This is a genomic window from Chryseobacterium sp. UYP7 (assembly GCF_056279225.1).
Window position 1 is genome coordinate 1 of record NZ_JBWBQW010000009.1, and the last position, 25,349, is coordinate 25,349.

The window sequence follows — 25,349 nt, forward strand, 5'->3', positions numbered from 1 at the left end:
TGGTCAATTTGCTCCGAATCTTGGTGGTCACTTTGCTCCGAATCAGGTGGTCAATTTACTCCGAATTTTGGTGGTCAATTTGAGCGTTTTTTCCAGTTACTAAAAGAGTAGCTTCTCAAAAAATTACAGGATGGTCTGATTCAGAAATTGATGGTGAACGATTGTCTAATGATATCAACAACGAAATTGAGAAGTTATTTTCTCAAAATGTGAGAGTAATTTCTATTTCCCCTATTACTTCGGGACGTTTTAATTATCAGTTTAGTTCTCAAGGTATATCAAGTTCACCAAGATTGTTATCAGACACAGAAAAAGTAAGCGGCGGAGGAAGCTATGGCTATGGATACGGATATAGCTACACCGAGGGAGTTTTAATTTGCGTTGAAATTTTGTAACTAAAATAGCTTTATAATTAACTATGGAAACAAAAGATTATCTTACAATAATTTCATTAGTAATAGCAGGAATAAGTCTATATATTGGATTGATAAATTCCAAAAAAACTACTTTTATTAATTCTGTAACAGCATCGAGAATTAAATGGATTGATACAATTCGAATCAATGTGTCTGAATTTTGCGGGTTAACTAACAATTATTCTCTGACAAAAAATAGACTGGAATATATTAAAAAAAATCATCTATCGGAAAGAGTTGACAAATTAAGATTTTTGATAAAACTTCAATTAAATCCCGAAGATATTTATGACATACAAATAATTAAAAGTATTGACAAAATTATTGACTTGACAGATTCGGATATTAATGAATTAAAAAAAGAAATAGAAAACTTGATAATGCTAACGCAAACTCTATTAAAATTAGAATGGGAAGGAGTAAAAGCTGAAGCTAAAAAAGGAGATTTGAGCAAATCTAAGAAGAAAGTATTATACGAGAAACATTTAAAAATAGAAAAGCTTTGAAGCACACTTTACTATCTTAAAATGAAGATATCTAAATTTAAATAAATTAGAGAAAATTATGATTTTTGTTTTAGTTTTAAAAAACAACTTATTATCAAACCAAAAATCTGAATATTTTCAATATAAGCATTTCAGTTGATTCAGACCTAAAACAACTTGATTTTTTTTACTACTTACATCAAAAATTACAACTACGAAATAATTTTAAAAGCCTAAATCTTCAATATATTTGGATTTTTCTTTTTAAATGAGAGATGGTAAATTTAAATCAATTCTGTATATTTACTATACTAACAACCATAATTACCTTTTTATGAACTTTTCTTATGAGGAAATCTACCATGATTTTGGACAATATGATACATTCGTAATTCTACGCTTTGACCGCAACTCTGATGAATATAAAAGATTAGGTAGTGAGTTAATGGGCACCTTTCTCTATACTCTTTCTGAAAGAGAGGATTGCGAAAAACTACGCAAAAATGATACAATCTCTAGAACCGATAAAAAAATAAAATTTAGTCCATCAGAACTTGAATCAATTTCTGATGAAGATTTGGCTTTATTGGATAAAGAAGGAATTCAAGCGAGTAGTATTACATTTATATCTTTCTTTAATAGAAAAAGAGAAAATAGATTCGTTAAAACAAAGAAAAAGAACATTGAGAATCAACTCCAAATTAAAGCTCCTTCATTTAGTGGTTGGGAAGAATTAAACAGAGTTAGGTTCGGTTTTTTAAGTTCTCTTTACAAAGAAAATGTTAAATTCACACCCAACCAAAAATGCGAATACTGGGCATTTAGAAAACATTTACAAATTGGTGTGGAAGAAAATGACTTTAAGGAATTTCTATTAATAACTGATCAGGATTTTCTAGATAAGGTAAGGCTGATAGAATTAGAAACAAAACTTCAAGAACTTAAAATTTCAGAGACCGATATTACTGAATTTGTTAAATTAAGTGTCGACAAAAGAATAAAGAAAAAAGAGATAATTGATTTAGAGATTCAAAAATCGCACGAAAAAATTAATGAAATAGCAGATAGTTATAAGACTCAGTTAGAGGAACTAAGAAAAGCTTGCTATAAATTTGATGAAGAAATTATTGCATTCGGCGATATCCCTTTATATTTACCGTTTGATCGTTTTGTACATATATATGCGAGACATGTTAGTGAAACTCAAATTGGCGATAGGTTTATTGGAAAAACTGTGTTTCAGTATAAGTATGATGCCATTCTTTCTATTCTTAAAATGGTTGTTGATCAAGAGAGGAGTGATATACAAGAATTCTTTAAGCAAAATCCTTCAAGATCTTTTCTAAGAATGGGTTCTAGAGCTATTTATGTAGATGGAAATTATTATAGACTGGAAGTTGAGCCAAACGGCAGTATTAGAGATTTTCATCCTTATAACAATAGTGAAGAAAAAGAAAGTGATATTTAATAATTGCGTTTTAGATTGATTACTTCAAACATCACTAAAGAATTAAAGAAAATAAATTAATAATTATTTTGCACAATGGACTGGAAAGACGAATATTTAAATATATTAGATTCTACAGCATTTGATGATGGAGATATTGAAAGAGCTCAACAAATAAAGCTTAAAAATCTCCCTAAAAAACTTTATAAATACCGAGGGATTAATGACTTTTCTATAAGTAATTTAGAAAGTGATACTGTTTGGATAAATAGCCCGAGCGATTATAATGATCCGTATGAATTTTATGAAAAAACAGATTTAGAGTCACTGTTAAAAGTTGTATCAAAAAAGCATTACGTTGAGTTAATTGACGTGAAAGATTTAAATATTTCTGATGAGTTATTTAAAGAAGCTAAAAATCAAGATAATCCTGTAAATTTTATTTTTAGAAACGTTCTTAAATCATCAAAAGAATATAGTGATTATGAAATTGAAAAAATTATCAATATTGGACACTCAGTATTGAAAGAAGCTGTACAAAACCGACTGAATGAGAAATTATCTTTTATCCAAAACACTATGAAAGTTAGCTCATTTTGTGAATCACCAGAAGTTCTTTTGATGTGGAGTCACTATGCAAATTCTCATAAGGGAATTTGTGTCGAGTATACTATAGATAATTGGGTTGTAACTGATATTAGGAGAAGAATATTATACCCTGTTGTATATACGTCAGAATTGTATGATTCGACTAAACATTTAGAAATATATATATCAAGCTCTACATTTAATAATCTTTATCCAATCATAAGTGGTACTCGCAAGTCCATTGATTGGAAATACGAAAAAGAATGGAGATTAATTTTCCAAATAGGACCATCAATGTTAAGTCAAAACTACCCTATGGATTGCCAAAGCAAAGTATATTTAGGTTATAAAATTAGTGATTCAGACAAAATAAAAGTGATAGAAATTTGTAAAAGGAAAAAACTAGAAGTTTTTGAAACTATTTTGGATACTGAAAATCAGAAACTGCATTTTAAACTAATTAAATGCAGTTAGGTATTTATAATTTAGTCAATCAATGTAAATGTGATATTTTTAATCTGCAAAACTCTTTACATATCCATAATTCTGTAGAAGTTTGTGTCTTTTAAATCAAATTATGTTGCGGAGAAATTTAATTTTTATTAGTCACAGTAACTATTGATTTTTCACTCTGAGAATTGATTAATTATTATGAGGTTACTAATTGTGATTAACTTCTCAAAAATTTAAAATGGCCATTCCTAAAAAATAGAAACAGCCAAGCTTCAGCATCAATATTACTCAATAAATTAATTTAGGGATTCTCTAATTGTTCTAAAATTTGCTAATGCACTTTCGATATTCTCAATAATATCATCGATTAACAACTCTGGATCAGGAAGATTTTCTAGGTCTACTAAATTATTATCCTTAAGCCAAAATATATCTAAATTGGTTTTATCTCTTTCGATAATCTGTTTATAAGAGTATTTTCGCCAACGGCCATCCGGATTATCAACAGACCAAGATTCCTCTCGTTTATTTTCTGAACCCACTTTATAATTATTTATGAAGTCGGATAGATGCTTTAAAGTTATTTGATTATTTTTGGGTGTATGGTGGATATTTGTACGGTAATCATAGAACCAAACATCTTTAGTGTTTAAGCCTTTAGAATGTTTATTTTTTTCAAAAAACAACACGTTTGACTTAACTCCTTGAGCATAGAATATGCCTGTCGGTAACCTCAATATCGTATGTAAATTTGTTTCTTCAAGCAATTTTTTTCGAATAATTTCGCCTGCTCCACCTTCAAACAACACATTATCAGGAAGAACAACTGCAGCTCTTCCATCTTCATCTAACATCGATACTATATGTTGTAAAAAAGCTAATTGCTTGTTGCTCGTAGTAACCCAAAAATCTTTACGCAAAAAGTATCCATCTTTTTTTGCTTGATTTTCATCTATTGTCGGTATGTCGCTACTACTTTTTCCAAAAGGTGGATTTGCAAGTACAATTTTTACATTAGGGACTTCTTTATTTATCTTTTGGGGATTTAAACTATCTGAGACCTGTACATCTGGCGTCTTTTGCAAATCTCCTATTCCATGTAAATACAAATTCATTAAACATAATCTTGCAGTGGATTTTTCGATTTCCCAACCGTGAAATGTCTGAAACTTTAAAAAATTTTCTTGATCATCCGAAAGGGTATTATGTTCTCGAAGATAATTTAATGCTCCTAAGAAAAATCCTCCAGTTCCACAAGAAGGGTCAGCTATGGTCTGTTCTGGAAGTGGATTAATACATTCAACCATTGCTTGTATAACAGGTCTGGGGGTGAAATATTGACCAGCTCCACTGTTTTCAGCATTTTTTTGTAATAAAGTTTCGTAAATTTCTCCCTTTACATCAGAGTCTGTTGAAGACCAATTATCTTCATCTATAAGTTGAAGTAATCTTTTTAATTTTACTGAATCGTGTATTTTATTTTGAGCACTTGCAAATATCTTTTCAAGCATCCCGCCTGAATCCGCTAGAGTTTTAAGTATTTGCTCATATTGTTCCAATAGCCTGCCTCCTGAGTTGACCACTAACTCATCCCAATTACAAATATCTGGTAAGTTATATTTACTCTTATTCTCATCAGCCATTTTCAGAAATAGCAAATATGTTAATTGTTCCAAATAGTCATTATACCCTAGTCCATCATCTCTTAGAGTATCGCAATATGACCATATTTTCTGTGCTATATTATTTGTTGACATATGTTTCTTAATTATGCTGCAATTTTAGAGGCCCAAGTTAAACCTGTGCTCACTAAACATGCTTTAACTGTTGCAGAAAATTCTGCACTAGGTTTTACTAAATCTTTTATCTGTTTTAATTTTTCTTTTATCTGTCCTCTTCTAAAAACGCTTGGATTTGCATCGTTTAAGTCCATCAAATTTTGAGTTTCAGAAACTAGTGTTGAAATCTCAATCCAAACATCTTGTCTAGCTTCTTTTAATTTTTTGAAATTAAGATTTAGCCCTTTTATAGTATAGTCTGCTCTTTCAAAATCCCACCCGCTCGATTTAATTGGCGTCACATAACCTTTAGGATTAAATGTCACTTTTAATACATCTTCTTCTTCGCAAGGATCCAAGAAATATACTAACTCATCTTCAATTGGTGTATTAGGATCGTTAGATTTATTATTTCTAACGGCAAATTTATCTCGCTTTCGAACATTGCCTGCTCCTCCACAGACCCTATAATTTGTCCAAGCAAATGCTAACCACCAATAACCGCCCTTGTCTTTCTTGTCAATACCTAAGGCACTTTTTTTAGGTCTAAAATGATCAACATGCAAGTGATTATAGTTATCATTCGCTTCAGAATACCAACACTTGTTATTTGAAATTGATAATAAAAAATCTTTTAATTCTCCCCATACAGCCTGATTATCATCAATAATTTTATTACGACTAGCTACATTAGGTGCATCAATAAGTTTCTCAGTTAAAGCGTCGGCTTTATTGATCCAGATAATATTAGGGGCAAAATCTTTTCTATCAATGTATATCATTATCTTCTTCTTTTGAAAGTTCTTCAAGTATTTCCATAGCAATAGTATTTTGCTTATCTAATTCCTCTTTTGTGAAGATTTTTTTTCCTTGATCTTTAATACGATTTTTATACGCTACAATAAACTTTTGATACAAAGGGTCACGAAATGTATTCCCAAACCCTAAATCATCAAGCTCTGCAAATAGAGTCCTCAACGTTTCTTGATCCACTTCTGAAAGTTCGTCTTCATGTTGCTTTACTAGCAATTCATTCCTTTTATCCAATTTACTTTGAGTAAAATCATCAATTGTCGTTGGTAACCCAAAAAATTCACTTGTTAATATCCCTTCTACGCCTAAACCTCTAGGGTCTATTTCAGGTTCCTCAACTACAATTTGACCATCTGAAGTTGTCCTAAATAATCGAACTTCTCTCTTAGTCAAGTTCCCAATAACTAAAGGATCATGAGTGTTAAGTATGATTTGAGTACTGGCAGGACGATCTACTACTTTATCTAAAAATTCCAAATATCTCCACTTCCAAATTGGATTAAGATGTGTGTCAGGTTCATCTAATAAAATTAAAGAATCTTCATCTTTTGTAAATTTTAATAATCCTAGTACCGTTAATAATTGCTGTTCTCCTTCGCTTAATTCCTTAAATGTGATACTACCATCAACATTTTTCTTCTTGACTTTTATTCTGACCTCTGAAATGAGCTTTGAAATGTATGTACTTTCTAATGCCTTAAATAAGGCTGTGTTACTGGTGTAAGTTTTAGCAAGCTCTTGTAATTTATCTTTTCCTTTTAGAAACAGGTATAGTCTTTTCTGATCTTCTACTTCAGCAAAATCTGTTTTTATTTTTTCGTCATTATAAATGGGGGCAAGAGATAATTCCCAGAGTTTTTCTAAGAATGGTCTTACTAGTCCTTTTGCTGTCCAAAAGATATCATCTGGATTATTCTTAATTCTACTTTCAGCCCATTTAGGCATTTTAAGGACAAAAAGAATAGATTCAATATCTTCAATATTCAATACATCATTTAAAAAATTTAAACTTTCTTCTTCCTCATGTGTAAAATATGCTAGTAAAACAAAATATGAATGGACTAATTGTACATAGAAAAGCTTCCTTAGAGAATCTAGTTCATCATCTTTAAAATCTTCCCCAATAATCTTATTATAAAAATTATTTTGGTGATCCCAAAAAAGCTCCTTCAATTTATTGCTTAATCCTGAATAGTAAGTAAATACATATTTAGGTTGATATTTTGCTTTAGATTCATCTGAAAAAAAAGATTTATAAGTTTGTTTTTCTTCGTTTACAAGAATCAAATAATTTCCTTTTTGACAGGTTACGTCAATTATATTATTTTGAATTTTATAGATAATATTGTACTCAAAACTTGGTAATTGCCTCTTTGTTTCTGTGCTTAAATCAAGATATTTGAAAATTAAAATTAATGCTTCAATAAAATTTGATTTACCTGAAGCATTCTGCCCGATTAGAACAGTTTTCATTACATTTTCATCAAGATTAATTTTAAACTGTTTTAAGTTTTTATAATCCTCTATTTTGACTTGATCTATTCTCATGATCTATCGGCAATTTTTAGAAATGATTCCTTACCAACTTTAGGCAATTCAATAATTTGTCCTGATTCTATATACTTTTTAAGCTCTCCATAAAACTCTTCAATATCATCTTTTTTATCAGAGGATAACCAAAGCTCCTTAGAAGAAATGGGTTTAACATTCTCTTTCAATATTTCAACGATTGATTTTCGCTCTTCCGGCATAATTTTTAATTTTAATGAATTATTTTTTTGCTCCTTTGCTGTAATTAAATATTCCTCTTTCTCAAGTTTTATTCTTTCAAGTAAGGCACTTGCTGGTTCATCGCTAAAATCTTGTTTCAACAATTTTCCTTCAAAAGCTTTTTGAAGAAAACTATGTTTCAATGACTCTATATTGATTAGAGTTTTTTGTACTGTCTTTTCAAAGTAATTAATAATAGAAAATCGTTTATCCAATTCTTCAGAAAGAGCATTTTGTTCCTCAATAGAACAAATTGGAATAAGTTGATCAAATACATCACTATTTCTAACCGCTGGATAAGAAGAACCTGACTGTAAATCATTTAATGGTTGTATAAAATTATCTGAAATTATATATTTAAACATATACTTTTGACTGATAAAATTTCCAAAAGTTCGTATTACGGCAAAACCTGAACTTGCTATTTGATTGTGAAATTTTTCATCCTCTATCATTGCAATCTTCTTTAAATAGGTTCTAACTGTCGAAAATAGAATATCATTTATTCTGACTATATATTGAGCTCTTGAAGGCGCACTATCCCATTGATACTCTTTATAAGTTTCAATTAAATTATTATACCTGTTAATACCACCAATATCTAGATAAATGAATTTATCATTGCTTTTTTTTTCTTTTAAAATAATTCGATCTACAGACTGACAGATATCTTTCAATGATATATATGACCACTCTTTAGGCAATCTTAATTCTGATAATTTTTGCGCTTGTGATGATACAATTACTTTTTTTGGCTTTTTTAATTTAAATGTATTTTTTTCCTTAGCTAATTCTTCTAATTCAATTTTATATTGCTCGTTCTTATATGAATTAATCTCATTTATTATCTCATGAGGTGTTTTTAAATCCATTTGATTTTTTCTCCACTTTTCTGTCAACTTTCCTTCAAATGCTTGTTTTAAAATTGATTTTTTGTAATAAGTCAATTGGTTTAATGAATTCTCCAATTGTTCCTTGCTTTTTTCAAGACTAGTAAATATTTCTTCCAGTTTTAAGACAATTCTAAATTGCTCCTCTAATGGTGGAATAGGAACTATAATCTTTTTTAATGTTCTAAGATAAATTCCTTTTTGCGCTGTACCTGTTGCATTATCTGCTAGTAATTTTTGACAAAAAGGAGATGATAGATAATACATTAAATATTTACCCGATATAATTAAAGGTTTAATTAGCGCTACACTTCTCTGTATCGCAAATCTTTGATGTTTTTCAACCATAGAAACTCGACCAATCGTACCTACAATTGTCAATAATACATTACCTTTTTCAACATTTGTCCGTTGTATTTCATTTTTATAATCATCTTGATTTATATATCTAACATCTTTATCAAAATTTATCGTATAATTTTCAATGTTCCTCGCACTCAGCATAGGAATTCCCCTGTCCTGTTTAGGAGGCGGATTGTGCGAACCATCTGTTATTTTATAACAGATATTATATAATTCCTCCCAGATCCAAGTAGCAGGTAAATTATATTTTACTTGTTGTTCTTTCATTTTTAATTCTTTTCTAGTAAAATCCGTCTTCTAAAAATTGTAGACTTTACTAAATCTATTTCTTTAATTTAAGTAATCAAAGCTGGTTTTATTTTAAAGCGGTTTACAAAATTTTTTATATAAACTGGGAAAAGCAATTTTAACTAATTTTACAATATTCTAAAGTTATTTATACTGCTTCAATATAACTTTGTAACCTTCAGAATTTCTTTTATTATTTTATGGTTTGGTGAATTAATAATTTTTGTTAGTTAATTGTCATAATATTTAATTTGGACAAAATGCGAATTTACTGCTATTAATAACGAAAACAAAATCCGCTAAAATATACTTACGTGTAAAAGCCCTACATTAAGATTCTTCTAAGTTATTCAATTACTTATTCTTTCTCTTTAGAACTTTTTTTACGGTTTAATTTTTTAGTACCCGAAAAGTTTTTGCATTTGCTAATTTCTTCAAATAAAAAAATATTTCCCAGATCATTAATCTGCATCTTACTTGATAAAGCAAGCTTATCAAAAAATATATTCAGAATAATATTTCAGTTTGTTATTATGAGATAAAGAGCGCCCATTTAAACAATGCGATAGCTAATGTTCTAATTAATTATTATAGTATAAATATTTAAATCTCCGTAACCGTTTTTCAAAAACTTAGAAAGCTAAGCCCGGCAATGTTTTAGAAATGGGGTTGCACCAAACTCCGCAAAAATGCGTTTTCGACCACAGAGAGGAATTGCATTTTTGCCGCCCGATTTTCACCAGCTTACCGCTTTTAAAACGCAAACAAAGTAACCTACAAGATCGATTGACCTTGTAGGTTGCTTAAAAATTTATATTCAAATTAACTTACTCCTTACCTCTTGAACTCCCTAAAACATTTTCAAGACTCCCCTATTTTTTCTTAGACTTCTTAAACGAAAACACGATTTTACCTATCGTTTTATCAAAACAAATATAACCCTGATAAATCTTACCTTTTTTGCTTTCCAGTCCGCTGATATAAGCCGTCTCCCCTTCCATTAACTTATCCATCTGCCATTTGCGAAGCTTAACCCCTCTGAAATGTGAAGGAACTTCCCTTTCAGAATGTCGTACTTCGCTATAACCAGAGTTTCTGAACTTATTCTCAAACAAAAACTCCACCCATTGCTTATCCGTATTGAACTGCACTATAGCAGAAAAAAGCTTTCCTTTCTTCGAAACCATATTTTCAATAAACAAAGGTTTCCCATCACGAAGCACTTGTTTCTGTTCCATATCCAATATCACCCCACAAAGCACATCAGGAATCCGCACAAATTCCATCCTCAAAGAGATCAGTTCATTGGACAGCCTGTCCAAACTTATCAAGGAAGGAATGATCTGGCCTGTAAGCGCATCACTAAGATCTACCACTCTTCCCATATTCCCAGAATTTAAAAGATTAGCCCTATCCTCTTTTGTAAACTTATAATCCTTAAATTTCTTTCTGAAATCCACTTTCTTACAAACCCGATGCACCTTCACAACCAATTCTCCATCATCATCGATCCGCAACCGCAACCGTGCACCAAGCTGACTTACCTTTTCCCCATCTTTAAAAATTATCGGGATCAGCATCGGTGTTTTATAGCCTTTCAACAGAGCATCCACCGCACCGATCTCTTCCAACTTTTCCCTGTCAAGACCTATTTCATCCATCGTCTCCCACGGAACATCTTCAAGCTGATAGCGGTATTGAGAACGATTATTGATAACTGATGATCCATTATCTAAACCACTATTCAAAACAGAAGAATATTTGTCAGTAGACTTTTGATTTCTGGCTTTTTCTACCGCCTCAATAGAAACTTTGTACGCTATCAGATCTAGTCTTTCAACCTCCGAAGAACAATCAACATATTTCTGCAAACCTTTCGCTGTTTCCTGCGCCTCAAACTCCCCCACTTTAAAAAATGAATATTCAGAGGGATCTTTGAGTTGATGATAAAAATCTGCATAGAAGTCCATGAAAGAACTTCCAGATGAATCGATATGGATGACCGAATCCACTTTGTTCCGGTCAGGCTGAACGGATGTGAGATTTCCGGATGGATTGACCGCCTGCACAATTCCGACAGAATTATTACTGTGGCGAAGTACCAATAATGTACTGACTTCTGAAACTGCTGTATGATTTCCAATGTTGTTCATGATATTTATTTTTAAATTAAATATTCGCAATAATTATTATTCGGTTGTATTACTATTGTGGTGGGATTAGCTTAAAAACTATAATTGCAGATTGAAGGAAACTTTGACTTTTTCTATTCTTTACTTGATCGTTCCATCGGAGGGACTGATTTATAAATAAATCTTATCAATTGAAATATCTTAACATCAAATAACTTAATGATACCAGGAGAATAATAAGGATCAAAATTTCAATGAACTGCAATTGCATCTTGTGAGGTTTCTGACTTTTTCTATGCAGATTACCATTCAGGCAGGCACAAGGAAAACTGCAATCAATTCTTTGAAGACAATAAGAAAGAACATTGATGGAAGCTTGAAATTTTTTTGCGGAGGTTCTGGGATCGCTGATTCCGGATACCCAAAAAGATTTTTTTCCGCAGTGACAACAGAATATATTTGCTATAGAAAATCAGATAGCCGCATATGAAATAATGGTACTTGACTTTAACTATTTACCGAAGGATTGAGAAAAATGATTTTGTAATAGGTAAATAAACAATAGAATGAAAAGCTGTAATTATCGTAGAACTAGCTGTTGTATGCTGGACCTAAGTTCTAAACGGTGCCAATAACATTTATAATATTGCCCAGATTTTTAAGAAAACCCCTTTGATAGATTGGCAATCATAAATATAAAAACTGCTTACAGGTTTAATCAGGATTAATCTTTAATTATTTTTTAGTAGAAATTCAAACCCAGAAAATGTTAGGCTGAATCAGCCAATTTGATCAAATAAAAAACCCTGCACTTAATGCAGGGTTTAAACTTTAATGGTCTTACTTCTTCGATTCTTCAACAGAAATCTTTCTAAATTCTTTGAACAGTTTGCTCAGTTCTAAGGCTGATTTTCTTGCTCTTGTCCCGGCAGCCTTGTTTCCTTTTTCTGACTGTTGACTGGCCTCGTTTGAAAATGATTCGAATTCAGCATTGATCTTTTCGATAAGTTCTTTCATAAATTGATAATATTTAAATTTGATTGCAAATATAATGCTTTATAGCAATTGGTGAACGATGCGTTCATGTAAGCTTGGCAATAATAAAACCTATGATTAATGCCACCAGAGATACAATGATGATCTTTACAAAATCGTTTTTACGGTCTTGGACTTCCTGGTTCAGCCTAACATTTTCCTGTTTCAGAGTTCCCAGATCAACCTTTATGGAAGCCGTTTTTTCATTGATCGCTGACTGGACATTCTTTTCGTACATAACAGCGATCTCCTTTTTATAGCTTTCCATTTCTGCCTGGCGTTCTTTCTGTTGGTCCTGAAAATTCTTCTGAAGATCTTCCAACTGTTTAGCAGATGTGGCCTGAAGCTTCTGGAATTCATCGTTTCTAGCTTTAAGTTGGTCTGCAAAAGTTTTGTTATGGTTCTCTACCTGCTCTTTATAAGTTTTCTGAGCTTCGGTGAATTCTTCATTCTTCTTCTTCAGCTGCTTTTCAAGTGTCTCCACCTGCTCTGAAAATTGTTTTGTCACATCTTTTTTCACCTCATCGATCAATAAAGCCCTCGAATTGGATCGTTCGTGGAATAATTTTTCAGCAACGGTATGCAATCCAGCGCCGTAATCGTGCGGTAAATGAAAACGCTTGTCAGCCAGCTTATCCAATAACGTCTCATCTACCGTATGACCTATGGCCGTAACAGTAACCGGTTTCATTGCTATGAATAATTCGGATAACCTCAGGTCATTAAAAGTTTCCATACTCTGCCTGTCACCTCCTCCCCTGACCAGAGCAATAATATCATAATCCAAAGCTGAAATTTCCTTCAATTTGGAAATGATTGTCGTGGAGGAAGTGATATTGCAACTGTGATCTGTAATATTAAAATACTTCTGGGAAACATCCAATCCTTCGAAGAAATCCTTCTGTACAATTGCATTATTTCCATATATGTTAGCCACCCTGACCTTTTCACCTTTGAGCATCTTATCCCTGATTAGGGTTTCAAGATCTTTTGACCCTGTCTCCAGTTTTTTCTGGATCAGCCCGTACCTTTCCAATTCTTCTTCAGAGATGGATTTTTCTTCCTGCTGAACGAGTTCGTCAACCACAAAGCGCAGTTCAATCGAGGAATTTTTAATGCTCTTCTCAATAAAGCCTCTGAGCGTATAGATCTCATTATTGGTGATCTTGCTCCTGAGTAGCGATGAAATACGGATCCCTATCGAAGTATGATCACCTTCTGAAAACAGAAGGTCATAATAATAGTTCCCATAAGATTTACCACCACCAAAAGCATATCTGCCTTTCAGATAGATCAGATTAACCGTAGCATTGAGCTTCAGCGCATTGCTAAAGATCCCAATAACTGAGGCCGGTGAATAAATTGGATACGTAACTTCTTGATCATCCATGTGATTGACTGTCTTTTTAAAAAAGCATTATGAGCAAAGATATTGCTTAATTGAACAAAAATAAAATAATGCTTTTTATTAGGATGACCAGGTGAGATTTGGAATGACTGACATATAATATAAAGATATCATTATTCTGACAGTTTCATTGTCTTATAACTGCTCCTGATTTCAATTACTTTTTTCGTCTTGATGTCAATCTTCAAAGCATAGTTTGAATTATCGTCTGCTAAATAAATCTGTTGTCTATCATCATTCACGGAATTGTAGTCAGCTTCTTTTCTAAGATGAGCATTAAAGCCTATTGATTGTTATCGTCTTTATATTCTCCGGAAATGGTTTTTCAAATTTTACTACAAGATGTCTGGTTTCTTTTGCCTTGAAATCGACAAGTAATTCTCTTCTAATTGATACATCCGTAAACTTTGAGAAGGAACTGAGCGGATTTTCTTCTGATCGGTAAGCTCTTTCTCATTGCTAATATAAAAATGACATTGCTTACTGTAGATATAATCATCCAAATCTTTAATTTCATCTGCGATGATTTTGAAATACTCTGGAAACGGCATCTACATCTGCCGATTACAGGGATTGGTAATGTCAAAAGGGAAGGTAAGTTTCAAACCATAGAGCTTTTCCTGAACACCATACTTTTTCTTTGTCACCTCAAATGCATCTTTCACTGGTGTCAAGATAATATCTTTAACAGTGACATCGTGGGCATTTTCTCCGTCGGGGAAGAGAGGTCTTAAAATTTGTCAGATCTGAAAGGGTGATCTTTTACCTAATCGGAACAGGAGTCTTTTAATGTTTAGCACAACTTATATAAAAGCTTAGCAGATTCAGACCGTATAGATATTTTTTATATCCATTAAATATATTAGCGTTGGTGAAATTTCAGGTTCTTTATAAGGTCCAAAAAGTATTGCTCTCCCCATAGATCAAGCACTGATGAATCAGGAATGAACCGAATCACATCTTCCTTAACGCTTGCAAAATTCACCGATTTGATCTTCTCTTCTAAAAGCTGAATGACCTGCGTTTCGTTAATGATTTCGCCCTGCCAGTCAGCAGTATCCTGAGCACGGAGCAAAAAGTGGTCGAGATCCAACGGAGTTCCTTTTTTTATATACCACTCTAGGTCATACCAGTCCCTTCCCTTTACCCTTTTGATCCACTTCCGGAATAATAAGGCGTGCATCTTACCAGCAAACAGACTGGGCATTTTAAAACATTTTACATAAAATGAAAAGGGACGCAATAACAATTTTTCTTCAGTTGCAAAACCTAAAGGCGGCTTGCGGTCTACTTCGATCTTGATCTTTACATTGGTCAGAGATCCCATGCCCATCTGCGATACAATATCTTCCAAAACAAGCTCTTTCCACACAGTGCCTGATTTTAAAAATGCAGACTCTACATTGGATGCATTAGATTTCTTTTTCTCTTGGATGCTGACACTGATTCCCAAAGCCTCAAATTCTTTGACGACCTCTTCAAAGTAAGGTTCAAGGGAAAACTTTTCGTCCGGCTCCAAGAGTGAAAAATCAAGATCTTCAGAAAATCTATCCAAATTGTAGAAAATGCGGAGTGCAGTGCCACCATAAAAAGCTGCTTTTTCAAAAAAACCAGCACGTTGAAGACCCGCCAATGCAATTTCCTGCATAATTTCCCGCAGTGCATCATAGACATCTTGCTTGGTTTTGGGATTGTATTCTTGTAACCACTCTTTGATCATAAGGTTCTAAGGGTTTTTGTTAACATCTCTAAACTTGTTTTTTTTGGTGCATCCTGGATCCAGGAGTCAATCGCATCTATATTGAGCTTGATGAGCATATTTTCATCGATGCGCATGTCCTCGGTCAGAAATGTGATGACCTGGTTAATACTGCGCAATAATATTCCCGAAGTCGTCACGATCTTATCACAGATGGCCTTTTCCGGAGACGCCATAAGAACAGCTTGTTTCTTTGTGAGATTCACACGTTCAATGCCCATAGAATAATAAGGAAGAGGTAGATGAAGGTAGCTAAAACGGGCTATCTCGGTATTGTAGGATTTGGTCGTTTTTGTCGTAGCGGAAGTAATCTCATATACGCGTTCCGGAATAAATGCCCAATGTGAAAGTGCGGCTTCCAATGAAACATAGCTTGGTCCCCTAAGGTGATTGGCCACCAGAAATAGTTCTGGAGATACGATATCAAGTTTTGATCCCGGCACATATAGTCCTTTCGTTACTGTTCTAAGATATCCAGCTTTTAACATCTCCGAGATCTTGTCGTTCGGACGTTTATAATCTGACAGCAAGGAAAGCATGACCTGTCTTGTCAGAGGTTCCTCGGAAAAGTTTTTGATAAGATTGGATAATGCTAACATTTGTAAATATTTAATACAATAATCGGAATTTTTCCGATTATATGCAACTATTTTTACATCATTCGAGTTATTACATTATTCCCTTTCATATTTACATAGTTTCCAAAACCTTGCGCACTTGCTTAGTTTGTCATTATTAATAACTTATATGCTCAAAACCTACTCCAATAGAATTTCTACAGAAGTGCGTTTACGATCTTTATTCAAAAACCACGAGATATTAATGATTTGGAGATAATCACTTTCGGAGCCCAGCTTCTCTAATTCTTTCTCCGTTAAAAGTTCTGCTGTGGAAATATATTCACCTGTATGCGGAAAAAATGGAAGATTCCATTTAATTTTTACGTTTCCGTGTTGATAACATAAATGTACTTTCATATCATTTTTACTTCTAAGATACGTATTTCAGAATAAATTTTTACAATGAAAATACAAACTATGGATCTCAAACAAAAGGGAATCCATAAACGGAATGTAATCATGTCATAAATAGATTCTTCTTTTAAAGCGTTTAAGCCTCAACGTTCTCAAAAGTAGAAATAACACAATCAATTTACGATCTAAATACGCAATAAAGAAAAGTGCATTTAAAGCACATTATTATTAAATATTTATCATTGATATTATAATTGGTCATCTGGACATTTACAATCTTATCTTTGATGAGAAGGTTTTCCTGCTTGCATTTGGGCCATTTTAGCTTGGGGGTATTTTTTGAATACTTTCTTTTTATAAAAAAACGTATTTACTAACCAACTATTTGAGAGCCCGCTGCCACATTCTTTCTATCAACAAATTTTTGTTTCAATACCATCATATCTTCGCTTACTTTTTTGTCTAAGATTTTTGCATAATGCTGGGTAGTCTTAATACTTTTGTGGCCCAGCATTTTACTTACACTTTCAATAGAAACTCCATTGGATAAAGTAATAGTCGTTGCAAAAGTATGACGGGCAATATGGTAAGTTAATTCTTTGTTGATACCACATAAATCTGCAATCTCTTTCAAATAAGCATTCATTTTTTGATTACTAAGAATTGGGAGTAGCTTTCCATTATTCATACATACAGGATGATTTTTGTATTTTTCAATAATTTGTTCAGTTTGAGAAAGTAAGGGAATATTAGAGGTCGTTTTAGTTTTCTGCCGTTTGGTATAAATCCATTGAGATCCATCTAGCCCCAAATTAATATTTTGATAAGTGAGTTCTTTAGTATCAATATATGCCAATCCGGTGAAACAACTGAACAGGAAAATATCTCTTACCAAAGACAATCTTTCATTTTTAAAATCTTTGGCAAAAAGCTCTTCTATTTCCTTTTCATTAAGAAACATTCTTGTTACTTCATTAAACTTGGACTGATAATTCATAAAAGGATCTCTTTCCATCCATCCATTTGCAAGACAAATACGAATTATCTTTCCTAAATTTTTGATATACTTTACTGCCGAATTATTGTTACAGGATTTTTCGGTTCTTAAGAACAATTCAAAATCATTCAAAAAAGCGTAATCTATTTTCTTAATATCAATGTCGGAAATATTGTACTTCCATTTCAAAAACTCTTTGGTATGTTTTACAGTGGTTTTATAGCGGATTAATGTCCCAGGTGCAAACTCCTTCCCTACCAGCTTTTCCATGCGATCATTGTGATCCTGAAAAACAGGAATAAGTGTTCTGGAAAGTTCACCTCTACCCAATAGCTTATTTTTAAGCACTTCACAAGTCACCGTTTCTTTATCTCTCATCAATTCGTGATAAGTATTGTAAACTTTCTGCTCAAATGTTTTAAGATAAAAATTAAGCGATTTACTCTCTTCTGAAGAACCACTGATCTTCTGCATCGCAGAATTCCATTTTAACGGTTTTATAGTGCGCTTTGTACTGATTTCAGATATTTTACCGTCAATGGTAATTCGCAAATAAATAGGAGCCTCTCCCGTAGAATTGACTTTGGTTTTTTTTACATAGAAAAGTAAATTAAAGGTCTTGTTCATATTGTGTGGTTTAAAGATTTAAAATTAACCTTAGTAAAACCTCCGCACAAGATGTTCAGTTGCTGAACTACCTCCTAAACAGTGTTTATCTGAAATTTCAGTGACCTATTTTAACCTTTTTAAGTTGGTCACCGAATAGGTCACTTATAAATTGTGCTTTTTTAACTCTTTTTGAACACCCATAAAACAAAAAAAGCTTTAAAACGTATGTTTTAAAGCTTTTTGTACTACTTTAATATAGTAGTTGCGATCCGGACGGGACTCGAACCCGCGACCTCCGCCGTGACAGGGCGGCATTCTAACCAGCTGAACTACCGGATCAATTTTTTAAAAGTATTGATAACTTTATGCGATCCGGACGGGACTCGAACCCGCGACCTCCGCCGTGACAGGGCGGCATTCTAACCAGCTGAACTACCGGATCATTAGAATTAAGAAACGATGTTTCTTTTTCGTGAGTGCAAAAATACAACTTTCTGCCCATCTACAAAATTTTTTGACAAAAAAAATGCTTCCTTTAATAGAAAGCATTGATTATGACTTGATTATTTTTACAAATGTGCCGATAATTTTTCAGCAATAACCTCTTTTGAAGCAACTCCAACGATTTTATCGACTACTTCTCCACCTTTAAAGATTAAAATAGTTGGGATATTTCGGATACCGTAATCTACAGAAACTTGCTGATTATTATCAACGTCAACTTTTCCTACGACGGCTTTTCCATCAAAATCTGTTGCAATTTCTTCAACAATTGGTCCCAACATTCTGCATGGTCCACACCAAACTGCCCAAAAATCTACCAATACGGGTTTATCTGAATTCAAAACCATTTCTTTGAATGATTGATCTGTAATTTCTAATGCCATTTTATTTAATTTTAAATTAATTTTTACTTATACAAATTTACGATTTTCTCAGAAAGCTAAAGAGTAAATTATCTATGTTCAACATTTGTTTTTTCTATATTGAAGGACTTTGAAATCTCCTTTAAAGCATCAATTAATGCATCAATTTCCGAGGTTGTTGTCAGGTGACTGAAAGACACTCGTAAAGGCGTAGAATCCAGCATTTCTTCTTCATTTAAAAGCATCATCATTACCATCGAGGGTTTAGATGCACCAGAAGAACATGCGCTTCCCTGAGAGATCGCAATTCCTTTCATATCGAGCTTAAGACCAATCAATGGGTCTTTGAACGGTAACAAAACACTTAAAACTGTGTATAAACTTTCGTCTTCTTCTGCACTTCTACCATTGAATTTTATGCCTTCAATTTCTGAAGTAAGTCGGTCGAACGTATATTTCTTGATTTTTTTCATGTGAGAAGCATACTCCTCCATATGATTCAAAGAAATTTCCAGCGCTTTGCCTAAACCCACAATACCGCAAACATTCTCTGTTCCTGCTCTCAACGTTCTTTCTTGAGGTCCACCGGTTATAATTCCTTTTAAACCTGAAGCTTTTCGAACGAAAGCAAAACCGCTTCCTTTTGGTCCATGAAATTTGTGCGCACTACACGACGCAAAATCAATTGGAATCTCAGAAAAATTCATGTCCATGTGTGCCATAGACTGCACGGTATCTGAGTGGAATAAAACATTATTTTCTTTGCATAATGAAGCCACTTTTTTAAGGTCGATAAAGTTTCCTATTTCATTGTTAGCATGCATTAATGTTACTAAAGTTTTCTTATCGGAACTTTTAATGATCTCTTCTAATTTTCCCAGGTCGAAATCACCTTTTTGATTTGGACGAAGATAGACTACTTCTACTCCATTCCGCTTCTTCATATCTAAAACCGTTTCAGCAACACATTTGTGTTCCATAGGTGAAGTAATGATTCTCTGCACGCCCAAATGATTCACACAAGACTGAATGATCATGTTGTTAGATTCGGTTCCGCAAGAGGTAAAAATAATTTCTGCAGGCGTTACATGAAGATATTCTGCAACTTGTCTTCTAACATTTTCAATTAAAATTTTAGCTTCCTGGCCTAAACTGTGAGTAGAGGAAGGATTACCGTAATTCATTCTCATTACGTCTACCATGGCATCGATCACTTCTTCGGAGAGCGGCGTAGTAGCCGCATTATCCAAGTAAATTCTATTCATTTTTTTTACTTTCTTTTTTAGATTTTTCTAGGCGTAAAATTAGTGAAAAAATTCAAACTGACTTTCATTTGCCCAGGATAACATTTCTTTATCGCCGGAAGTATCGCCAAATGCGATCGTTTTATCGTATTTCTTACCAGCCAAAGTCTCTTTTATTCGATTTACTTTTTCCGGTCCGTTACAGTTTCTCCCTACGAAATTTCCGGTGAAAATATCATTCACGAATTCTACCTGCGTGGCCAAAAGTTTCATATTGAATTTGTCTGCAAACGGTTTGACCCAAATGTCTAAAGACGCAGAAACAATGTAACAGTCGGTTTTTTCCCGGTCGATATTATTAATGAACTCCAACGCGTTTTCTCTAAAGATCTCCGGATAATATTTATTGAAAAATTCCTGAGATTTTTTTTCAATTTTGTTTTTGGTCTGACCTTTTAAAATAGAAGAAATAAAACTTCTTTTAATTTTTTCCGGATCTGCCAATTTCAACTTGAGTAAGATAAAAAGGGGAATATGTTTTATAAACTGAAAATTAAACTTTGAAGAATCGTAAAATTTAAGGTAAAGAAACATTGTATCTCTATACGTTAAAGTGCCGTCGAAATCAAATAAATACAGTTTTTTCATTGCGCAAAGATGGCAATTTTTTTATAGAATTTATTGATAATTACAAATTCAGCTTTTTAAAAATAAATTCAGGTATATTTTTGATGATGAGCATAATAACGCTCCAAACCGGAAGGACATACGCTACATTTTTCTGATTTTTGTACGCGTTGTAAATTGAATGTGCAGCTTGTTTGGGAGTTGCTGTTAATTTCGGATTTAAGGGCAAACCTTCCGTCATCTTCGTATCCATAAAACCAGGTTTCACGGTAAGAACATGAACTTTTTTATGGTAAAGATAATTCCGAAGACCACTTAAATAAGCGGTTAATCCTGCCTTAGCACTTCCGTAGATGAAGTTACTCTGTCTGCCACGATCTCCGGCAACTGAGGACAAAACGATCATGGTTCCGGAGCGTTGTCTTTCCATTTTTTCTGCAAAAAAATTCAGGACAGGAATCAATTTGGCGTAATTAATATCGATTACTTTCTCTGTGTTTTTTTGATCGTAAAGTCCTTCTTCGGAGCCTTCTCCTAAATATCCGGTGGCGCAGAAGAGCAAGTTTGAAGTGATCTCATCAAATTTTGTGTAGTCAATCTGCTTTCTTAAATCAAGATCGATGATTTCGGTTTGCTGTAAAAACTTCACTTCCAGATGTTTCGCAAATTTCTCGGTCGTTTCCCGGTTAGAAGTGAAAAGGAAAATAGTTGAATATTTTTCATGCGCTTCCAAAGCCTTTTCTACAAACGCCTGCGAAATTTCTGAATTGCTGCCAAGAACTATCATAAATAATGAGTGTAAATATTGGGTGATGAACAATTAATTTTTTAACCGATCAACGATAGTTTCCAATTTAATTATTGTTAATTATTCTCTTGTGCTGTGCGGAAACAAATTTCGGATTCTGCACATTCTGAAGATAATTTGTAAGAGAAGATTTGCTCATGCTGTCTTTGGTCAGATAAATTCTACCATCATAAGCTTCGACAATTTCATCTAAATTTTTAACTAAATTTTTTAGTTTGGAATTCACTTTAAAGTCCAAAGCTAAAGTATAACCTTCGAAAGGAAATGAATTGTAAGCATCTGGATTATTTTTACCAAAAAGTTTAAGAACGGCCAAAAAAGATCCGTTGCCGCTTTTCGCAATGGCTTCCAGAATTTTCTGCATTCCTTCTTTGCCTCTTTCTTTTGGGATCACAAACTGGTATTGAATAAATCCGCTTTTACCATAAATTTTATTCCAGTCATTTACAACATCTAAAGGATAGAAAAATGTCTCATAATCCACATAACTTTTAACCTCTTTTTTAGTTTGCTTCATGAAATAGAGAAAGTTAAATAATTTAACCGTCAAATTATTCAACACGAAATTAGGAAAGTAAAAAGGAACGGTAGGAATGAACTTTTTTTTCAGGCGTAAAGGATTCTCCTGCAAATTTTTCGGTAACTGATGTTTAAAAGCGTGTTCGCCGCGCAATATAATACTTCTTCCGATCTTATTTCCTTTTTGAAGACAGTCGATCCAGGCAACATTGTACGTCCAGGATTCACTTTCGTCAAAGAGTTTAAATATTTCGTCTAAATTTTCAGCTTTCACGCTTTCCTGACGAATGTAAGCAGTTTCAATATTTTTCAATTTGAAAGTTGCGGTGAGTATAATTCCGGTAAGTCCCATTCCACCGATGGTTGCCCAAAATTTCTCTGCATTTTCTGTTCGGGAACAGTTGAGCACCTCGCTGTTTTCATTCAATAAAGAAAAAGAGAGAACATATTCTGAAAAGCAACCTTCGGCATGATGATTTTTACCATGAACATCGGAAGCGATGGCGCCGCCAACAGAAATAAATTTGGTGCCGGGTGTTACGTAAAGAAAATATCCTTGTGGAACGATAACTTCTAAAACCTCGGAAAGTAAAACTCCGGATTCACATTCTATCACACCGTTTAAACGATCAAAACTAATTAATTTATTGAGTCTTTTGGTAGAAAACATATGTTCAGAAAGTGCTGCATCGCCATAACATCTGCCGTTTCCACGGGCGATTATTTCGTTATTATCCCGTACAAAATCTTTAATCTTCGACAGCGTATCTTCGGACTTTATTTCTTTTTCAACCACGGGAAAATTTCCCCAATTCGTGACTTTCTGAATAAAATTGGGTTTCATTATTTGAAATAAATTTGAAGTAAAAAGGCAGCGATCCAAAGCACCAAAGTGATTTGAATATATCTGTCTCTATAAATAATTTTGGTCGGCGATTCTGTTTTGTTATACACCAAAGTCTGCTGCAGATATCTTAAAACTCCGAAAACCACAAATATCACGGTATAAAAAACGCGGGCGTGAAAACGCTGCTGAACTTCTGGAGAAAGGGTAAACATCAAATAACAGACAATCGCCAAAGTACAACTTATGGAAAGCGCAATATCTGCAAACTGCACATTATAACCATCTAAAGATTTTCGCGTTTTACCTGAAATCTGCGCATTGATCAATTCACCTCTTCGTTTACCGATCGCGAGTACGAGAGCCAAAATGAAAGTGAGTAATATCGCCCATTGTGATATAAAGATGCCGGTCGCATAACCGCCCGCTAAAACCCGTAAGACAAAACCTAGTGAAATAATACTCACATCGATAATGGCAACATGCTTTAACTTGAACGTATAGGCCAAATTCATGAGGAAATAGAAACCAATGATAGTGGCGAATTTCCAGAAATTAAGATGAAAATACTGTTCGCCGCAAAATACCAACGCTATTGCGAGCGCGATGAGCACAACGAGAATAATTAAGGCGGTTTTTTTTGAGATGACACCACTTGCGAGCGGACGTCTTCTTTTCGCCGGATGTTTGCGGTCCGATTCAATATCGGTATAATCGTTTATAATATAAACTGAACTTGCAGCGAGGGAAAAAATGATAAAAGCAAATATGCTTTTCGCCAACAGATCGAAGTTGGTAATGTTCCCGGAAAAAAACAAAGGCGCAAAAACAAAGAGGTTTTTGATCCATTGTTCTACTCTAAGCAGTTTTAAATATTTCGTCATCCGTGTAAAAAATCAAATGCGAAATTAGTGATTTTAAAATAAAAAATCCGCCGAAGCGGATTAAATATAATATATTGAAACAATGATTACTGAGCTGTTTTAGCGTCATTGATCATGTCTGCATTTGCAGTAATTGCAAATTCTACTCTTCTGTTTTGCGCTCTACCGGAATCGGTATCATTTGAGGCAACTGGATCAGCTTCACCCATTCCCATCGTGTTCATTCTCATTGAAGAAACACCTTTTGAGGATAAATAAGTTTTTACCGCTGCAGCTCTTCTGTCTGAAAGAGACAGATTATAAGAATCTGTTCCTTTGCTATCGGTATAACCGTAAATATTAATGTTGGTATCTGGGTTATTAGATAAAACAGTAGCCAATTTATCAAGGTTCATTTTACCGGATTCTGTTAAATTAGAAGAATCAAATCCGAAGTTAACCATATTTTCTTTTAAGGTAACCTTAATTCCTTCGCCAACTCTTTCAACTTCTGCACCGGGCAAAGTATCTTTAATTTCTTTAGCTTGTTTGTCCATTTTGTTACCAATAACATTACCGGCAACTCCACCAACAACTCCACCTAGAACAGCTCCTAATGCTGAATTCTTACCGTTTCCTAAATTATTTCCCAAAATACCACCAAGTACAGCTCCTGCAGAAGCACCGATTACTGTTCCTTTTTGCTGGTTATTAGAGTTCTTCACCGCTTCACAACTTGTAGTCACTAAAGACAAAGATATAAATAGTGCAGCGACATTTGTTTTGTTAAAAATTTTCATAATTTTTTATTTTATATTGTTATTTCATTCCTGTTTTAGAAAAATTGTAAACGATTCTTACATTTTCACCATCTGAAGGAATATTTTGTTCTAAAGAAAAATTCTGGTCTGTTTGACTTATAAGATTTAGGGAATAACCTTCGGTTACCGCTTTCGCTTTGGAACCTTCCACTAATTTTTTAAATTTAAATTCGTTTCCGTTAACGACCTCAAATTTAATTGGCTGCATCACACTTGGGCAATCTCCGCCACCATTAATTGTGTAGGAACCTGAATAGTTATTAGGAATTAATTTCCACTCGCTACCAACGAAACATTGTGCATCGGCATTCTCATCAAAAGGTTTTACTTTAAAATTCTTATCATAATCAACACTTGTTACCTGCCAAGTTCCTTTTAACTGAAGAAATTCTGCTTTGTTAGACTGTGCTGTTTTTGCGGTGGAACAGGAAACGCTCATCGCAGCTCCTAAAATTCCGGCTAGTATTACATTTTTCATAGTAGTAAAATTATTTAATTAGGAGTTACAAAAAACCGTGCCAATGACTTATTAAAACAAAAAAAAGTCCGAAT

At 33.4% G+C, this 25,349-nt stretch carries 22 protein-coding genes and 2 tRNA genes; 3 read left to right on the top strand and 21 right to left on the bottom strand.

Annotated features, from left to right (window positions below; genetic code table 11):
- Positions 1 to 418 precede the first annotated feature (418 nt).
- The 3 genes from ACZ9HT_RS15435 (at position 419) to ACZ9HT_RS15445 (ending at position 3,410) form a co-directional block, all read left to right on the top strand.
- On the top strand, positions 419 to 922 hold the full coding sequence (locus ACZ9HT_RS15435; RefSeq protein ID WP_476041392.1) for a hypothetical protein: 504 nt from the start codon (positions 419 to 421) through the stop codon (positions 920 to 922).
- 313 nt (positions 923 to 1,235) lie between these two features.
- Complete coding sequence (locus ACZ9HT_RS15440) at positions 1,236 to 2,369, top strand: hypothetical protein (protein WP_476041393.1); 1,134 nt, start codon at positions 1,236 to 1,238, stop codon at positions 2,367 to 2,369.
- A 75-nt stretch (positions 2,370 to 2,444) separates the two neighbouring features.
- The gene (locus tag ACZ9HT_RS15445; RefSeq protein ID WP_476041394.1) at positions 2,445 to 3,410 is read left to right on the top strand and encodes a DUF2971 domain-containing protein; all 966 of its coding nucleotides are present in this window, start codon (positions 2,445 to 2,447) and stop codon (positions 3,408 to 3,410) included.
- 275 nt (positions 3,411 to 3,685) lie between these two features.
- Here the strand turns inward: ACZ9HT_RS15445 and ACZ9HT_RS15450 are convergent, their stop codons facing one another.
- From ACZ9HT_RS15450 to ACZ9HT_RS15550, 21 genes are all read right to left on the bottom strand, one after another.
- Positions 3,686 to 5,146, bottom strand: coding sequence for a type I restriction-modification system subunit M (locus tag ACZ9HT_RS15450; protein WP_476041395.1), 1,461 nt, complete (start codon positions 5,144 to 5,146; stop codon positions 3,686 to 3,688).
- Positions 5,147 to 5,157: 11 nt separating this feature from the next.
- Positions 5,158 to 5,949, bottom strand: a complete 792-nt coding sequence (locus tag ACZ9HT_RS15455; RefSeq protein WP_476041396.1) for an HNH endonuclease family protein — start codon at positions 5,947 to 5,949, stop codon at positions 5,158 to 5,160.
- Positions 5,936 to 7,528, bottom strand: coding sequence for an AAA family ATPase (locus ACZ9HT_RS15460; protein WP_476041397.1), 1,593 nt, complete (start codon positions 7,526 to 7,528; stop codon positions 5,936 to 5,938). Before ACZ9HT_RS15460 ends, ACZ9HT_RS15455 begins: the two co-directional genes overlap by 14 nt.
- Positions 7,525 to 9,270 carry a restriction endonuclease subunit S gene (locus ACZ9HT_RS15465; protein ID WP_476041398.1) on the bottom strand — a complete coding sequence of 582 codons (1,746 nt, stop codon included), beginning with the start codon at positions 9,268 to 9,270 and terminating at the stop codon, positions 7,525 to 7,527. Before ACZ9HT_RS15465 ends, ACZ9HT_RS15460 begins: the two co-directional genes overlap by 4 nt.
- Before the next feature lie 893 nt (positions 9,271 to 10,163).
- The gene (locus tag ACZ9HT_RS15470) at positions 10,164 to 11,474 is read right to left on the bottom strand and encodes a DUF3945 domain-containing protein (protein WP_476041399.1); all 1,311 of its coding nucleotides are present in this window, start codon (positions 11,472 to 11,474) and stop codon (positions 10,164 to 10,166) included.
- A gap of 789 nt (positions 11,475 to 12,263) precedes the next feature.
- A complete protein-coding gene (locus ACZ9HT_RS15475) occupies positions 12,264 to 12,440 on the bottom strand; it encodes a histone H1 (protein WP_476041400.1) in 177 nt (58 codons plus the stop codon).
- 64 nt (positions 12,441 to 12,504) lie between these two features.
- Positions 12,505 to 13,848 (bottom strand): exodeoxyribonuclease VII large subunit, encoded by a 1,344-nt coding sequence (locus ACZ9HT_RS15480; RefSeq protein ID WP_476041401.1) that lies wholly within the window; start codon positions 13,846 to 13,848, stop codon positions 12,505 to 12,507.
- An 880-nt stretch (positions 13,849 to 14,728) separates the two neighbouring features.
- Entirely contained in the window at positions 14,729 to 15,586 is an 858-nt protein-coding gene (locus ACZ9HT_RS15485) for a nucleotidyl transferase AbiEii/AbiGii toxin family protein (RefSeq protein WP_476041402.1), read from the bottom strand.
- Complete coding sequence (locus ACZ9HT_RS15490) at positions 15,583 to 16,224, bottom strand: type IV toxin-antitoxin system AbiEi family antitoxin domain-containing protein (RefSeq protein ID WP_476041403.1); 642 nt, start codon at positions 16,222 to 16,224, stop codon at positions 15,583 to 15,585. Before ACZ9HT_RS15490 ends, ACZ9HT_RS15485 begins: the two co-directional genes overlap by 4 nt.
- Before the next feature lie 159 nt (positions 16,225 to 16,383).
- On the bottom strand, positions 16,384 to 16,602 hold the full coding sequence (locus tag ACZ9HT_RS15495) for a hypothetical protein (RefSeq protein WP_476041404.1): 219 nt from the start codon (positions 16,600 to 16,602) through the stop codon (positions 16,384 to 16,386).
- A gap of 370 nt (positions 16,603 to 16,972) precedes the next feature.
- Positions 16,973 to 18,223 carry a site-specific integrase gene (locus ACZ9HT_RS15500; RefSeq protein WP_476041405.1) on the bottom strand — a complete coding sequence of 417 codons (1,251 nt, stop codon included), beginning with the start codon at positions 18,221 to 18,223 and terminating at the stop codon, positions 16,973 to 16,975.
- 247 nt (positions 18,224 to 18,470) lie between these two features.
- Positions 18,471 to 18,544: transfer RNA gene (locus ACZ9HT_RS15505), tRNA-Asp, on the bottom strand.
- A 29-nt stretch (positions 18,545 to 18,573) separates the two neighbouring features.
- Positions 18,574 to 18,647 (bottom strand) — tRNA-Asp (locus ACZ9HT_RS15510).
- Positions 18,648 to 18,774: 127 nt separating this feature from the next.
- A complete protein-coding gene (gene trxA / locus ACZ9HT_RS15515; protein ID WP_476041406.1) occupies positions 18,775 to 19,092 on the bottom strand; it encodes a thioredoxin in 318 nt (105 codons plus the stop codon).
- Between the two features lie 68 nt (positions 19,093 to 19,160).
- A complete protein-coding gene (locus ACZ9HT_RS15520; RefSeq protein ID WP_476041407.1) occupies positions 19,161 to 20,336 on the bottom strand; it encodes a cysteine desulfurase family protein in 1,176 nt (391 codons plus the stop codon).
- Between the two features lie 39 nt (positions 20,337 to 20,375).
- Positions 20,376 to 20,963, bottom strand: coding sequence for an HAD-IB family hydrolase (locus tag ACZ9HT_RS15525; protein ID WP_476041408.1), 588 nt, complete (start codon positions 20,961 to 20,963; stop codon positions 20,376 to 20,378).
- 40 nt (positions 20,964 to 21,003) lie between these two features.
- Entirely contained in the window at positions 21,004 to 21,729 is a 726-nt protein-coding gene (locus ACZ9HT_RS15530) for an SDR family NAD(P)-dependent oxidoreductase (RefSeq protein WP_476041409.1), read from the bottom strand.
- Between the two features lie 67 nt (positions 21,730 to 21,796).
- Positions 21,797 to 23,113, bottom strand: a complete 1,317-nt coding sequence (locus ACZ9HT_RS15535) for an FAD-binding oxidoreductase (RefSeq protein WP_476041410.1) — start codon at positions 23,111 to 23,113, stop codon at positions 21,797 to 21,799.
- Complete coding sequence (locus tag ACZ9HT_RS15540) at positions 23,113 to 23,997, bottom strand: decaprenyl-phosphate phosphoribosyltransferase (RefSeq protein WP_476041411.1); 885 nt, start codon at positions 23,995 to 23,997, stop codon at positions 23,113 to 23,115. Before ACZ9HT_RS15540 ends, ACZ9HT_RS15535 begins: the two co-directional genes overlap by 1 nt.
- A gap of 86 nt (positions 23,998 to 24,083) precedes the next feature.
- A complete protein-coding gene (locus ACZ9HT_RS15545; RefSeq protein WP_476041412.1) occupies positions 24,084 to 24,776 on the bottom strand; it encodes a YiaD family glycine zipper/OmpA-like lipoprotein in 693 nt (230 codons plus the stop codon).
- Positions 24,777 to 24,795: 19 nt separating this feature from the next.
- Positions 24,796 to 25,275 (bottom strand): lipocalin family protein, encoded by a 480-nt coding sequence (locus ACZ9HT_RS15550; RefSeq protein WP_476041413.1) that lies wholly within the window; start codon positions 25,273 to 25,275, stop codon positions 24,796 to 24,798.
- Between the last annotated feature and the right edge of the window lie 74 nt (positions 25,276 to 25,349).

Excerpts from the sequence above, each read along its gene's own strand:
- ACZ9HT_RS15485 (WP_476041402.1), bottom strand. The coding sequence starts at position 15,586 with ATGATCAAAGAGTGGTTACAAGAATACAATCCCAAAACCAAGCAAGAT.
- ACZ9HT_RS15460 (WP_476041397.1), bottom strand. The coding sequence starts at position 7,528 with ATGAGAATAGATCAAGTCAAAATAGAGGATTATAAAAACTTAAAACAG.
- ACZ9HT_RS15545 (WP_476041412.1), bottom strand. The coding sequence starts at position 24,776 with ATGAAAATTTTTAACAAAACAAATGTCGCTGCACTATTTATATCTTTG.
- ACZ9HT_RS15445 (WP_476041394.1), top strand. The coding sequence starts at position 2,445 with ATGGACTGGAAAGACGAATATTTAAATATATTAGATTCTACAGCATTT.
- ACZ9HT_RS15495 (WP_476041404.1), bottom strand. The coding sequence starts at position 16,602 with ATGAAAGTACATTTATGTTATCAACACGGAAACGTAAAAATTAAATGG.
- ACZ9HT_RS15520 (WP_476041407.1), bottom strand. The coding sequence starts at position 20,336 with ATGAATAGAATTTACTTGGATAATGCGGCTACTACGCCGCTCTCCGAA.
- ACZ9HT_RS15525 (WP_476041408.1), bottom strand. The coding sequence starts at position 20,963 with ATGAAAAAACTGTATTTATTTGATTTCGACGGCACTTTAACGTATAGA.
- ACZ9HT_RS15550 (WP_476041413.1), bottom strand. The coding sequence starts at position 25,275 with ATGAAAAATGTAATACTAGCCGGAATTTTAGGAGCTGCGATGAGCGTT.
- ACZ9HT_RS15475 (WP_476041400.1), bottom strand. The coding sequence starts at position 12,440 with ATGAAAGAACTTATCGAAAAGATCAATGCTGAATTCGAATCATTTTCA.
- ACZ9HT_RS15480 (WP_476041401.1), bottom strand. The coding sequence starts at position 13,848 with ATGGATGATCAAGAAGTTACGTATCCAATTTATTCACCGGCCTCAGTT.
- ACZ9HT_RS15465 (WP_476041398.1), bottom strand. The coding sequence starts at position 9,270 with ATGAAAGAACAACAAGTAAAATATAATTTACCTGCTACTTGGATCTGG.
- ACZ9HT_RS15540 (WP_476041411.1), bottom strand. The coding sequence starts at position 23,997 with ATGACGAAATATTTAAAACTGCTTAGAGTAGAACAATGGATCAAAAAC.
- trxA (WP_476041406.1), bottom strand. The coding sequence starts at position 19,092 with ATGGCATTAGAAATTACAGATCAATCATTCAAAGAAATGGTTTTGAAT.
- ACZ9HT_RS15435 (WP_476041392.1), top strand. The coding sequence starts at position 419 with ATGGAAACAAAAGATTATCTTACAATAATTTCATTAGTAATAGCAGGA.
- ACZ9HT_RS15530 (WP_476041409.1), bottom strand. The coding sequence starts at position 21,729 with ATGATAGTTCTTGGCAGCAATTCAGAAATTTCGCAGGCGTTTGTAGAA.
- ACZ9HT_RS15490 (WP_476041403.1), bottom strand. The coding sequence starts at position 16,224 with ATGTTAGCATTATCCAATCTTATCAAAAACTTTTCCGAGGAACCTCTG.
- ACZ9HT_RS15500 (WP_476041405.1), bottom strand. The coding sequence starts at position 18,223 with ATGAACAAGACCTTTAATTTACTTTTCTATGTAAAAAAAACCAAAGTC.
- ACZ9HT_RS15535 (WP_476041410.1), bottom strand. The coding sequence starts at position 23,113 with ATGAAACCCAATTTTATTCAGAAAGTCACGAATTGGGGAAATTTTCCC.
- ACZ9HT_RS15455 (WP_476041396.1), bottom strand. The coding sequence starts at position 5,949 with ATGATATACATTGATAGAAAAGATTTTGCCCCTAATATTATCTGGATC.
- ACZ9HT_RS15440 (WP_476041393.1), top strand. The coding sequence starts at position 1,236 with ATGAACTTTTCTTATGAGGAAATCTACCATGATTTTGGACAATATGAT.
- ACZ9HT_RS15450 (WP_476041395.1), bottom strand. The coding sequence starts at position 5,146 with ATGTCAACAAATAATATAGCACAGAAAATATGGTCATATTGCGATACT.